The organism is Pseudomonas sp. UFMG81 (assembly GCF_015354575.1).
GTDB lineage: Bacteria > Pseudomonadota > Gammaproteobacteria > Pseudomonadales > Pseudomonadaceae > Aquipseudomonas.
The window spans coordinates 20,396-33,503 of record NZ_JACAFQ010000048.1 but is presented as its reverse complement, the minus strand read 5'-3'; the positions used below and the strand labels follow the sequence as shown (position 1 = coordinate 33,503).

General features: G+C 64.2%; 10 protein-coding genes and 1 pseudogene. All 11 read right to left on the bottom strand.

Annotated features, from left to right (window positions below; translation table 11 throughout):
* The coding region (locus IX761_RS24865) for an acetyl-coenzyme A synthetase N-terminal domain-containing protein (RefSeq protein WP_323744611.1) at positions 1–195 on the bottom strand (195 nt) is incomplete at its 3' end.
* Between the two features lie 177 nt (positions 196–372).
* A pseudogene (locus IX761_RS24860) lies at positions 373–636 on the bottom strand (glucose-6-phosphate isomerase); the annotation flags it as partial.
* A 235-nt stretch (positions 637–871) separates the two neighbouring features.
* Entirely contained in the window at positions 872–2,536 is a 1,665-nt protein-coding gene (pgi, locus tag IX761_RS24855) for a glucose-6-phosphate isomerase (protein WP_194792148.1), read from the bottom strand.
* A gap of 221 nt (positions 2,537–2,757) precedes the next feature.
* Entirely contained in the window at positions 2,758–3,621 is an 864-nt protein-coding gene (gene panC / locus IX761_RS24850) for a pantoate--beta-alanine ligase (protein ID WP_194792147.1), read from the bottom strand.
* A complete protein-coding gene (gene panB, locus IX761_RS24845; RefSeq protein ID WP_194792146.1) occupies positions 3,618–4,418 on the bottom strand; it encodes a 3-methyl-2-oxobutanoate hydroxymethyltransferase in 801 nt (266 codons plus the stop codon). Before panB ends, panC begins: the two co-directional genes overlap by 4 nt.
* Before the next feature lie 250 nt (positions 4,419–4,668).
* Positions 4,669–5,148 (bottom strand): 2-amino-4-hydroxy-6-hydroxymethyldihydropteridine diphosphokinase, encoded by a 480-nt coding sequence (gene folK / locus IX761_RS24840; protein ID WP_194792145.1) that lies wholly within the window; start codon positions 5,146–5,148, stop codon positions 4,669–4,671.
* A gap of 2 nt (positions 5,149–5,150) precedes the next feature.
* Positions 5,151–6,539 (bottom strand): polynucleotide adenylyltransferase PcnB, encoded by a 1,389-nt coding sequence (locus IX761_RS24835; RefSeq protein WP_194792144.1) that lies wholly within the window; start codon positions 6,537–6,539, stop codon positions 5,151–5,153.
* Positions 6,540–7,346: 807 nt separating this feature from the next.
* Positions 7,347–8,789: a sigma-54-dependent transcriptional regulator gene (locus IX761_RS24830; protein ID WP_194792143.1), complete on the bottom strand. Its 1,443-nt coding sequence runs from the start codon at positions 8,787–8,789 to the stop codon at positions 7,347–7,349.
* A 4-nt stretch (positions 8,790–8,793) separates the two neighbouring features.
* Positions 8,794–11,769: a sensor histidine kinase gene (locus IX761_RS24825; protein ID WP_194792142.1), complete on the bottom strand. Its 2,976-nt coding sequence runs from the start codon at positions 11,767–11,769 to the stop codon at positions 8,794–8,796.
* Entirely contained in the window at positions 11,753–11,929 is a 177-nt protein-coding gene (locus tag IX761_RS24820) for a hypothetical protein (RefSeq protein ID WP_003250005.1), read from the bottom strand. The genes IX761_RS24825 and IX761_RS24820 overlap by 17 nt, the downstream gene beginning before the upstream one ends.
* 246 nt (positions 11,930–12,175) lie before the next feature.
* Positions 12,176–13,063, bottom strand: coding sequence for a tRNA glutamyl-Q(34) synthetase GluQRS (gene gluQRS, locus IX761_RS24815; RefSeq protein WP_194792141.1), 888 nt, complete (start codon positions 13,061–13,063; stop codon positions 12,176–12,178).
* Positions 13,064–13,108: the final 45 nt, after the last annotated feature.

Below are 13,108 nucleotides of genomic sequence, written 5' to 3'. Positions count from 1 at the left end.
GGCCTGGCCGGTCTTCAGGTCGCACTGCTGCACATGGGCCCAGGGTTTGAACCAGTCGAGGCGCTTGGCCTGTTCGGCCCAGAAGGTATCAGGGTCGTCCACCGATTGGCGGTAGAGGCGGCGGTAGTCGTCGTCGGACAGTGTGGCGGCCTGGCTGACGGCCAGGGCCTGGGGGTAGTCGCGGATATCGAACATGGCGGGTGGTCCTGCTCTTGTTAGGGGCGAGGGACTGCAACGGCTATTCGATGGACAGTGTAGCTGGGGGAGGTGTTCAAAATGTGCCGGCCCTATCGCCGGCAAGCCGACTCCCACAGGCAGCGCTGTAACTGTGGGAGCCGGCTTGCCGGCGATAGGGCCAGTACAGGCCTCAGATCAACCGCGGTGACGCCCGCGGAAGTAGTTAATCAGGCCTTGGGTCGAGCCATCTTCGGCGCTCTCTTCCTGGGCGCCGACCAGGCGCTGGTACACGCCCTTGCCCAGTTCCTTGCCCAGTTCCACGCCCCATTGGTCGAAGGCGTTGATGCCCCAGATCACGCTTTGCACGAACACCTTGTGCTCGTACATCGCCACCAGAGCGCCAAGGCGACGCGGGCTGATGCGCTCGACTACCAGGGTGTTGCTCAGGGTGTTGCTCGGGCGGCAGAAGGTATCAGGGTCGTCCACCGATTGGCGGTAGAGGCGGCGGTAGTCGTCGTCGGACAGTGTGGCGGCCTGGCTGACGGCCAGGGCCTGGGGGTAGTCGCGGATATCGAACATGGCGGGTGGTCCTGCTCTTGTTAGGGGCGAGGGACTGCAACGGCTATTCGATGGACAGTGTAGCTGGGGGAGGTGTTCAAAATGTGCCGGCGATAGGGCCAGTACAGGCCTCAGATCAACCGCGGTGACGCCCGCGGAAGTAGTTAATCAGGCCTTGGGTCGAGCCATCTTCGGCGCTCTCTTCCTGGGCGCCGACCAGGCGCTGGTACACGCCCTTGCCCAGTTCCTTGCCCAGTTCCACGCCCCATTGGTCGAAGGCGTTGATGCCCCAGATCACGCTTTGCACGAACACCTTGTGCTCGTACATCGCCACCAGAGCGCCAAGGCGACGCGGGCTGATGCGCTCGACTACCAGGGTGTTGCTCGGGCGGTTGCCCGGGATCACCTTGTGCGGCGCCAGCTTGGCGATATCGGCTTCGTTCAGGCCCTTGGCCCGCAGTTCGCTCTCGGCCTCGTCGCGGGTCTTGCCGAGCATCAGCGCCTGGCTCTGCGACAGGCAGTTGGCGTACAGCCATTGATGGTGGTCGGCCACCGGGTTGAAGCTCACCACCGGCACGATGAAGTCGGCGGGGATCAGCTGGGTGCCCTGGTGCAGCAACTGGTGATAGGCGTGCTGGCCGTTGCAGCCCACGCCGCCCCAGATTACCGGGCCGGTGTCGGTTTTTACCGGGGTGCCGTCGGTCAGCACACTCTTGCCGTTGGATTCCATGTCCAGCTGCTGCAAGTGCTTGGTGATGTTGCGCAGGTAATGGTCGTAGGGGAGGATCGCGTGGCTCTGCGCGCCCCAGAAGTTGCCGTACCACACCCCCAGCAGGGCCAGCAGCACCGGCATGTTCTTGTCGAACGGCGCGGTCTGGAAGTGCTGGTCCATGGTGTAGGCGCCGGACAGCAGCTCCTTGAAGTTGGCGGTGCCGATGGCCAGGGCGATGGGCAGGCCGATGGCCGACCACAGCGAGTAGCGTCCGCCAACCCAGTCCCACATCGGGAAGATGTTCTCTTCGCGGATGCCGAAGGCCACGGCGGCGGCCTTGTTGCTCGACACGGCGATGAAGTGGCGGTACAGCTCGGCTTCCGAGCCGCCCTGGGCCAGGTACCAGGTACGGGCGGCCTGGGCGTTCTTCAACGTTTCGAGGGTGTTGAACGACTTCGACGAGACGATGAACAGCGTGGTCTCGGCCCGCAGGCTGGCCGACAGCTCATGGAATTCGCTGCCGTCGATGTTCGCCAGGTAGTGGCAGCGCACACCGCGCTGGGCGTAGGGCAGCAGTGCTTCGGAAACCAGCTCGGGGCCGAGGAACGAGCCGCCGATGCCGATATTCACCACGTCGGTGATCGGTTTCTCGCTGTAACCGCGCCACAGGCCGTCGTGGATGCGCCCAACCAGCTCGGTGATCTGGTTGAGCACCTTGTGTACTTCCGGCATCACGTTGACGCCACCCACGCTGAGCTTGTCGCCGACCGGGCGGCGCAGCGCGGTGTGCAGCACCGGGCGACCTTCGGAGGCGTTGATGATTTCGCCACTGAACATTGCCTTGATAGCGGCTTCCAGGTCGACCTCGTTGGCCAGGTTGACCAAAAGTTCGCGGGTCTGCTCGGTAATCAGGTTCTTCGAGTAATCGAGGAACAGGCCGCAACTGCTCAGCGAGAACTGCTCGAAGCGCTTGCCGTCGGCGGCGAAGGCTTCGCGCATGTTGAAGCCTTGCATGGCGTCGCGGTGTTGTTGAAGCGCCTGCCAAGCGGGCAGCGCCGTCACATCGTGGGGGGTACGGTAATACGCCATTGCGGATGATTTCCTTGGTGCATGGTCAGGCTTTGACACTGGCAGTCGTTGCCAGTTGCAAGCTGCTCATTATAGGCATTGGCCGGGAACCGGGAATGGGGTAGGCAGGCGGTAGGGGTGAAATATTGTCACGAAGGGATTGTGGGAGCGGGCTTGCCCCGCGATGAGATCGGCTGGGCGAACGCTATCGCGGGGCAAGCCCGCTCCCACAGAGTCTGAGCTCAGGCCGTCTGCTCTTCCTGGTGCAGGTACAGATTGTCGATCAGGCGGGTGCTGCCCATGTATGCCGCGGCAATCACCACCAGGTCACGGTCGTCGACTTGCGCCGGGCGTAGCGTCACGGCATGACGCACTTCCAGGTAATCCTTGCGGAACCCGGCTGCTTCCAGCTGTGCCTGCCCATCGGCGATCAGTGCGGGGAAATCCCGCTGACCACGGCGGATGGCCTCGGCCATGCCGCTGAGCACGCGGTACAACGCGGGGGCGCTGGTGCGTTGTTCGGGGGTGAGGTAACCGTTGCGCGACGACAGCGCCAGGCCATCCTCGGCGCGCACGGTCGGCTCGCCGATGATCTGGATCGGCATGTTCAGGTCGCGCACCATGGCGCGGATCACCGCCAGTTGCTGGTAGTCCTTCTCGCCGAACACGGCGATGTCGGGCTGGACCATGTTGAACAGCTTGCTGACCACCGTCGCCACACCTTCGAAGTGCCCGGGACGGCTGGCACCGCACAGGCCTTCGGACAACTGTGGCACGCTGACCCGGGTCTGCACGGCCATGCCGTCGGGGTACATCTCTTCGACAGTGGGGGCGAACAGCAGCTGGCAGCCGGCCTCGAGCAATGTCTCCTGGTCGGCGGCGAGGGTGCGGGGGTATTTGTCCAGGTCTTCGCCGGCGCCGAACTGCAGCGGGTTGACGAAGATGCTGGCGACCACGAAATCGGCACGCTGGGCGGCCTTGGTCACCAGCGCGGCGTGGCCGCTGTGCAGGTTGCCCATGGTCGGTACGAAGGCGATGCGCTTGCCTTCGCCACGGGCGCGGGCCACGGCGGCGCGCAGTTCAAGGACGGTCTTGACGGTGTTCATGCGCTGAATCCGTGTTCGCTGGCAGGGAAGCTGACGTGCTTGACTGCCTGTACATAGGCACTCAGCGCGCTGTGGATGTCCGGCTGGCCTTCCATGAAGTTCTTCACGAACTTCGGCACACGGCCACTGAGCGACAGGCCGAGCATGTCGTGCAGCACCAGTACCTGGCCATCGGTGGCGCTACCGGCGCCGATGCCGATCACCGGGATGCCCACGGCTTGGGTGATCTCGGCAGCCAGTTCGCTGGGCACGCATTCGAGCAGCAGCATGGCCGCACCGGCCTGCTCCAGGGCGATGGCGTCGGCACGCATCTGACGGGCCTGGGCCTCCTGGCGGCCTTGTACCTTGTAGCCACCCAGTACGTTGACGGTCTGTGGCGTAAGGCCCATGTGCGCGCACACCGGCACACCACGCTCGGCCAGCAGGCGGATGGTTTCGGCCAGCCAGGCGGCGCCTTCGATCTTGACCATGTGCGCGCCGGCACGCATCAGCTGGGCAGCGTTGCTGAAGGCAAGCTCAGGGGTGGCATGGGCCATGAAGGGCAGGTCGGTGAGGATCAGCGCACCGTCGTTGCCACGTTTGACGCTAGCGGTGTGGTAGGCCATGTCGTCGTTGCTGACGGGCAGGGTGCTGTCATGCCCTTGCAGGACCATCCCCAGGGAGTCGCCCACCAGCAATATTTCCACGCCGGCTTCGCTCGCGGCCTTGGCGAAGGTCGCATCGTAGCAGGTCAGCATGGCGATTTTTTCACCCTTGGCCTTGAGGCCGTTCAGGGTGGTGAGGGTTACTTCAGGCATGTAGGGGCATCCTCGTTCAGGCGCTGTGAAGGAGCACTGCGTACAACGCGTGTATTCATCTTCCGGAGCGGCACATCATCGTGTGTGATGTTCGGGCTCAAGTCCGTCCGGGCCTAAATGGGTGATTGCGGCATAGTGGCGCCGCGGGACGCCTATAGTCGTGAGCGAGGGGGGGGAAGTCAATCACCCGTGTTACCGCATTGTTACGCGGTGGGTGTTACTGGCGTTACCGTCGTCTGCAGCGCCCGAATTACAGGCGTTCCAGGCCGACGAACGGGCAGTCCTGAAGCAGCTGAGCGAGGCTGCGGCCATCGGCGAGCTGGAAGTCGACGGGTACCAGTTCGGCGAGCGGGTAGAGCACGAAAGGGCGGGCCTGCATGTGATAGTGCGGCACTTTCAGGCGCGGTACGTCGATGACCTGTTCACCGAACAGCAGCACATCCAGGTCCAGTGTGCGTGGGCCCCAGCGCTCCTTGCGCACCCGGCCCTGGTCGTTCTCGATCGCTTGCAGGGCGTCGAGCAGGTCCAGGGGCGCGAGGTGCGTATCGAGCGCCGCCACGGCGTTGGTGTAGCGTGGCTGGCCGGGCAGCAGCGAGTCGCTGGTGTAGAGCGCCGACGCCGCCGCCAGGCGGGTGCCCTCGATCAGGTCCAGCGCCTCGAAGGCGCTGCGCAGTTGGTCAGCGGGCTGGTCCAGGTTACTGCCCAGGCCGATGTAGGCGCGGGTGCTCATGCTCAGTCCCAGGCCTGCTCGTCGTCACGCTTGCGTTTGCTGCCACTGCGCTTGCGTTTGCGTGGGCCGGCGCTGGTGCCGTCATCGCGGCTGCCCAGCTCGCGGATCATCTCGCGGCGTTCGCTGTCGTTGGCGTCCTGGTAGTCGGTCCACCATTGGCCCAGGTCATCGGTTTCCTCGCCGGCGCTCTCGCGCAGCAGCAGGAAGTCGTAACCGGCGCGGAAGCGCGGATTGTCCAGCATCATGTCGGCACGCTTGCCGCTGCGCCGTGGCAGGCGTTCCTGCATGTCCCAGATCTCGCGGATCGGCAGGGTGAAACGCTTGGGGATGGCGATGCGCTGGCATTGCTCGGCGATCAGGTCGTGGGCTGCGCCGTTCATGGCGGGGATCGGCGGTACGCCTTGGCTTTGCAGGTACAGCACACGGCTCGGCAGGGCAGGCCAGAGCAGGGCGGCGAACAGGAACGCCGGGGTGACCGGCTTGCCCTGCTTGACGCGCAGGTCGGTGTTGGCCAAAGCCTGGCTGATCAGCGAGTGGGTGTAGTTCGGGCGCTCTTCCAGAGCATGAGCACTGGCCGGGAACAGCGGTTCGAACAGCTCCAGGTCGACCAGCATCTCGAAGGCGATCGCACCCTGGCCGTTGAGGAACAGCTTGAGGGTTTCTTCGAACAGCCGCGCGGGTGGGATCTCGCGCAGCAGCTTGGCCAACTGGCGGATCGGTTGCACGGTGTGCTTCTCGATGCCGAAGTTCAGCTTGGCGGCGAAGCGCACGGCGCGCAGCATGCGCACCGGGTCTTCCTGGTAGCGGTGCGTCGGGTCGCCGATCAGGCGCAGCAGGCGGTTACGGATGTCGTGCACGCCGTTGGCGTAATCGAGCACGCGCTCGTTGACCGGGTCGTAGTACAGGGCGTTGATGGTGAAGTCGCGGCGCTGCGCATCTTCCTCGAGCGTGCCGTATACGTTGTCGCGCAGGATCCGGCCACTGGCATTGTGCGAGGAACGGTGGCTGTCGGCCTGGTCCTCGTCGGAGTGCGGGGCGCGGAAGGTGGCGACTTCGATGATCTCACGGCCGAAATGCACGTGGACCAGCTTGAAGCGCCGGCCAATGATACGGGCGTTGCGAAACTCGGCGCGCACCTGTTCGGGGGTGGCGCTGGTGGCGACGTCGAAGTCCTTGGGCGAGATGCCCAGCATCAGGTCACGCACGCAACCACCCACCAGGTAGGCCTGGTAGCCGGCCGCCTGCAGGCGCTCGACGATGCCCACGGCATGGCGGCTGAACTGGCTGCGTTGCAGCGAGTGCTGGCTCTTGTTGATCACTTCAGGCGTGGTGCGCCTGTGGTGCTGGCCGGGGACCGGGGGGCGGAACGACTGGAACAGCTTCTTCAGCATGGGATGCACTGTTTGAAGGAATGTTCGGCCAAGGATAGGAGAATGGCCGCATGATGGGCGGGGATTCTAGCATTTACTGGGGGAATGGTGTAGGCGGTGTGCCAAGGGGCTTGGCAGGCGCTCAGAAACGACAATGGGGAGCCGAAGCTCCCCACCAAGTCGTTGTGTGCTCTTATTGTTTTTTTGCTGGGCTTCTTGTTTTTGTTGAGTGCCCTGTTCACAAATCTCGAAGCTTGTGAACGACCCCCAATCAGGGGGTGAAGAGCAAACGGATTGCTTTGGTCGCCGAGATGATGCTGACCTTTCGGTCCAATCAGTTCAGGTGCCGCTTTTGAGTGCGGTTTTTGTTGTTCTCTGCCTGATCGTGGGGCAAGCCCCAAACACAGCTCCTCTCCAAAAGAATCAGTTAGCTGCGCCTCCGCCGTCTTGTTTTTATTGTGCGTGAGCCGTTTCGTCTTGTTCTTATTCTGAGTTGCAGTGCTTGTTATTGTTCTTGTACCAAACATATAGCAGGTGCCGTGCCAACTTTTGAAAACCCAGTGAAACCGGGGCTTTCGGCGATTCAGATGGGTTTCGAGGACGGGGAAATATAAAAATTTCGTTACCTTTGGCCTCGGTGGATGTTACGCCGGGCAGGTTGGGTAACAGATTTTTGCGGGGACTGTGCTGTTACCTGGGCGGTTGTGCCGGCCACATTCGCGGGAAAGCCCGCTCCCACAGGTCCGGCGCCGTCCTTGATGGTCGCGCTGTCCCTGTGGGAGCGGGCTTGCCCGCGAATGGCCGTGAGGCCCGGATCGATCTGCTGCGTTACTCGCTGGTGGCGTTGCTCTTGCGCCGTGGAATGCCCAGGCGCTGGCGGCGCTCCCACAGGCACTTGCGGCTGACGCCCAGCTTGCGTGCCAGCTCCGTCTCGGTCATGTGGTCCTGGTGTTCGAGGACGAAATGTTGGAAGTAGTCTTCCAGCGAAAGGTCCTCGGTGGGTTCGTGGCTGGCGTTGCTGGCACCGTTACCGGCGAGCGTTGGCAGGTTGTCGAGGACGTCGTCGTCCAGGTCGCCCAGCTCGATGTCGATGCCCAGCAGGTCGGCGGAAATCTCTGCGCTCTCGCTGAGGATCACCGCGCGCTCCACGGCGTTTTCCAGTTCCCGCACGTTGCCCGGCCAGCTGTAGTGACGGATGGCTTGCTCGGCCTCGCTGGAGAAGTGCAGGTCATCGCGGCCGATACGCGCGCTCTGGCGAGCGAGGAAGGCATTGGCGATTTCGTTGACGTCGCTGCCGCGCTCGCGCAGGGCCGGCAACTTCAGGGCGATCACGTGCAGGCGGTAATACAGGTCTTCGCGGAACTGGCCGGCCTTGGCCAGGTTCTTCAGGTCGCGGTGGGTAGCGGCAATCAGGCGCACGTCGACCTTTTGCGACTGCACCGAGCCGACCCGGCGGATTTCACCTTCCTGCAACACGCGCAGCAGGCGCGCTTGTGCTTCGAGTGGCAGTTCACCAATTTCGTCGAGGAACAGGGTACCGCCGTCGGCGGCCTCCACCAGCCCGGCGCGGCCGGCGCTGGCGCCGGTGAATGCGCCCTTCTCGTGGCCGAACAGTTCGGACTCGATCAGGGTTTCCGGAATCGCCGCGCAGTTCACCGAGATCATCGGTGCCTTGGCGCGGCGCGAGAGGTTGTGCAGCGCGCGCGCGACCAGTTCCTTGCCGGTGCCCGACTCGCCCTGGATCAATACGTTGGAGTCGGTGGGCGCGACCTTGCGGATCTTCACGTAAAGATCCTGCATGGGGGCGCAGGAACCGATGATGCCGATTTCGCCGTTGGCGGCCGTGCTGCTGGCTTTGTCGCCGGCAGCCTTGCCATTGGTCGCCCGTGGCTCGGCGGCGGGGGCTGCGGCCGGGGCATTCTGGCGGTCGCGCAGGATGCGCGCGACCGCTTGCAGCATCTCGTCGTGGTCGAAGGGCTTGGCGATGTAGTCCACCGCGCCCATTTTCATCGAGTCCACCGCCGAGCGCAGGCTGGCGTAGCTGGTCATGATCAGTACAGGGGTGCCCTGGCCGAGCTTGATCAGCTCGGTGCCGGGTGCGCCAGGCAGGCGCAGGTCGCTGACGATCAGGTCGAAGGTGGCAATGCTGAAGCGCTCCTGGGCTTCTTGCACCGAGCCGGCTTCGCTGACCTGGTACTGGTTGCGTTCGAGCAGTCGGCGCAGGGCCGAACGGATGATGGTTTCGTCTTCGACGATCAGAATGTGCGGCATTGATTCAATTCTCTCGACGGTCTCGAATTTCAGGGGACGTCGCTACGACATGCCGGGGCAGGGTCACGCGGATCCGGGTACCACGCTGGCGCTCGATGTCGGCCGGGCTGTCGATGGTGATTTGCCCATAATGCTCTTCCACGATGGAATAGACCAGCGCGAGGCCAAGTCCCGTTCCTTCGCCCGGGTCCTTGGTGGTGAAGAAGGGTTCGAAGAGGCGGTCCATGATGCTTTTCGGGATGCCGCTGCCTTCGTCCTCGACGATCAGGTCGACGGTGTGTTCGCTGATTTCACTGCGCACGCGCACGGCGCTGCCGGGGGGCGAGGCGTCGCGGGCGTTGGAGAGCAGATTGATAAGTACTTGCGCGAGGCGCTGCGGATCGCCCTCGGCCCAGTGTTCCGGGTCGCAGAGGTTGAAGAACTGTACTTCGAAATTGCGCCGGTTCAACGCCAGCAGACCAATGGCATCCTGCGCCACCTCCGCCAGGCACACCGGCTCTTCGCTGTTCTGCTGGCTGCCGCCGGCATGGGCGAAGCTCATCAGCGACTGGACGATACGCGACACGCGTTTGGTCTGTTCGAGGATCTGGCTGGACAGCTCGATGATCTCGCCGTCGCCCTCGCGCTCTTCACGCAGGTTCTGCGCAAGGCAGGCGATGCCGGTGATCGGGTTGCCGATCTCGTGGGCCACGCCGGCGGCCAGGCGGCCGATGCTGGCCAGGCGTTCGGAGTGCACCAGCTTGTCTTCCAGCGCTTGCGTCTCGGTGAGGTCTTCGACCAGCAGCACCAGGCCGCTGTTGCCGGGCGCCAGCGGCTCGTCGATGGCCGCCTTGTGCAGGTTGAGCCAGCGTGGCTGGCCGTCGAGGGCCAGGCGCTGTTTGTGCAGGTGCTCGTCGGGCACGTTGATGAAGCCCTGCAGCAGGCCGCGCCAGGGGTCGGCGATGGTCACCAGGCGTGAGCCGACCACGTGCTTGGCGGCGATGCCGGTCAGCTCTTCCATGGCCCTGTTCCACATCAGGATCTCCTGGTCCTTGGCCAGTGAGCACACGCCCATGGGCAGCTCCTGCAAGGTCTGGCGGTGGTAGCGGCGCAGGGCGTCGAGCTCGGCGGCAAGGCCGGTCAGGCGTGAGTGGTAGTCTTCCAGGCGGCTTTCGATGAAGTGGATGTCTTCGGTGACGTAGTTTTCGTTACCGGACTTGTAGGGCAGGAAGGTCTCGACCATGTCCTGCGCCACGCTCGGGCCCATCAGACCGGAGAGGTTGGCTTCGATGCGGTCGCGCAGCCGGCGCAGGGCGTACGGGCGGCGCTCGTCGAACGGCAGGTACAGGTCGCGCAGGGCCTGCTCGACTTCTTTCTGCGCAGCCTTGGCCCCCAGTGGCTTGGCCAGCTGGGTGGCGAACTCCTGGGGGGAGGCGGCGTGCAGTTCGCGGCGTTGCGGCCGGCGCACGTTGTCCACGGCGCAGGCTTCGGCGGCACTGACCTCTTCGCTGCTGGCGTTGGTGAACAGCGAGATCAAGGTGAACAGCAGGACGTTGGCCGCCAGCGAGGCGATGGCCGCCATGTGCCAGCTGGTGTCGTCCAGCACATAGATCATGTCCAGCATCGGGAAGTAGAAGCCCTGCAGGTTGCCCACCAGCGGCAGCAGCATGGTGACCATCCACACCAGGGTGCCCACCAGCAGGCCGGCGATGAAGCCGCGGCGGTTGGCGGTCGGCCAGTACAGCACCGAGAGCACGCCCGGCAGGAACTGTAAGGTGGCGACGAAGGCGACGATGCCCAGGTTGGCCAGGCTCTGGTGGTTGTTCTGGGTCAGGTAGAAGACGAAACCGGCCGTGATAATGGCGACGATCAGGGCCCGGCGGGTCCATTTCAGCCAGCGGTAGATGTTGCCTTCGGCCGGCGGTTGGTACAGCGGCAGCACCAGGTGGTTGAGGGCCATGCCCGACAGCGCCAGGGTGGTGACGATGATCAGCCCGCTGGCGGCGGACAACCCGCCGACGTAGGCCAGCAGTGCCAGCGCTTCGTTGTTGGCGGCGATCCCCAGGCCCAGGGTGAAGTACTCGGGGTTGGTGCTGCTGCCCAGGCGCAGGCCGGCCCACAGCACCAGCGGCACCGCCAGGCTCATCAGCAGCAGGAACAGCGGCAGGCCCCAGCTGGCACTGACCAGCGCGCGTGGGCTGAGGTTCTCGGTGAAGGCCATGTGGTACATGTGCGGCATGACGATCGCCGAGGCGAAGAACACCAGCAGCAGGGTGCGCCATGGGCCTTCCTGCAGCGGCGTGTGCAGTGCCGCCAGGGCGGTCTGGTTCTGCAGCAGCCACACTTCCAGCCCGTGGGGGCCGCCGAACACACCGTACAGCGCATACAGGCCGATGCCGCCCAGGGCCACCAGCTTGATCACCGACTCGAAGGCGATGGCGAACACCAGGCCCTCGTGTTTTTCACGGGTGGCGATATGGCGGGAACCGAAGAAGATGGTGAACAGGATGATCAGCGCGCAGAACGCGAACGCCACCCGTGCCTTCACCGGTTCGCCAGTGAGGATGCTGATCGAATCGGCCACCGCCTGGATTTGCAAGGCCAGCAGTGGCAGCACGCCGATCAGCATGATCACCGTGGTCAGCGCGCCGGCCCAGGTACTGCGGAAGCGGAACGCCAGCAAGTCGGCCAGTGACGACAGCTGGTAGGTGCGGGTGATCTTCAGAATGGGGTAGAGCAGCACCGGTGCCAGCAGGAACGCGCCGGACACACCCAGGTAGCAGGCAAGGAAGCCGTAGCCGTACTGGTAGGCCAGCCCCACCGAGCCATAGAAGGCCCAGGCGCTGGCGTAGACGCCCAGCGACAGGGTGTAGGTCAACGGGTGGCGGATAATGGCGCGCGGAATCAGGCCGCGTTCACTGATCCAGGCCACGCCGAACAGCACCAGCAGGTAGGCGGCGCTGATCAGGATCATCTGGGTCAGGCTAAAGCTCATCGGCATCTCGTTGGCTCTGCAGGATGAAGGTGACGACGATCAGGATCAGCCAGAGCAGGTAGGGGCGGTACCAGGCTCCGGTCGGTTCGATCCACCAGTCCATGATGGCCGGGGAGAACAGGTAGATCCCCACGACCAGAAGCAGGACCAAACGATAGATGTACATGCTGGCCTCGAGGGTTGGGCGCTGCGGGTTTGGACTTATTATTGGCGCAAATGGCTGGGGTGATGCTATCGGGAATCGATAGGGTTAGCCAAGGGGTTGAATTCACTGGGCTTTTGTACGGGAAGTGGGTTTTGTCTGTACTGGCCTCTTCGCGGGTAAACCCGCTCCCACAGGTACTGCACGGTACTCAAGGGTTGTGGAGCACCTGTGGGAGCGGGTTTACCCGCGAAGTAGGCTGAACAGACCTCAGCGTAAATCGGCTTCAGGCACTGTCATCTGCCGCGCAATGTGTTCCGGCCGCCACTGCGCGCGTGCGACTGCCAGCACTTCGGCCGGGCTGGCGCCCATCAGCGCAGGGTCGGTGTGCTGCCCCAGCGCGCGCAACGCGCGAAGCAGCAACGGCGTTGCCTGGTCCGCCTCCAGTGGTGGTGAACGATACGACTTGCCCAGCTTGTGCCCGTCCGGCTGGACGATCAGCGGAATATGCAGGTAACGCGGCTGGGAGAACCCCAGCAGCTCTTGCAGGTACAGCTGGCGCGGTGTGTTGTCGAGCAGGTCGGCGCCGCGCACGATGTCGGTGACACCTTGCCAGGCATCGTCCAGCACCACCGCCAGTTGATAGGCGTAGAGCCCGTCGCGGCGCTGGATGACGAAATCACCCACCTCACGCCCCAGGTGCTGCTCGAACCTGCCCTGGACACGGTCATCGAAGCGATAGATCAGCTCCGGCACGCGTAGGCGAATCGCCGCCCCCTCGCGGGCATGCCCGGCATTGCGGCACGTGCCCGGGTAGATACCGTTGTAGCCTTCCAGCTGTTTGCGCGAACAGGTGCAGGCATAGGCCAGGCCCATGCTGAACAAGCGATCGACCACGGCGGCGTAGGCATCATGGCGCTGGCTTTGGAACACCACTTCGCCATCCCATTGCAGTCCGTAGCGTTCCAAGGTCTGCAAGATGGCGTCGCGGGCGCCGGGCATTTCCCGGGGCGGGTCGGTGTCTTCCATGCGCAGCAGCCAGCGGCCGTCAACGGCGCGGGCGTCGAGCCAGGAGGCGAGGGCGGCGACCAGCGAACCGAAATGCAGGAAACCGCTGGGGGTGGGGGCGAAGCGGCCGATGTAGCGGGAGTCAGTCATGGGCTGTGCAGGCTATATAAATGAAACGGGGCGCATCGAGTGTGG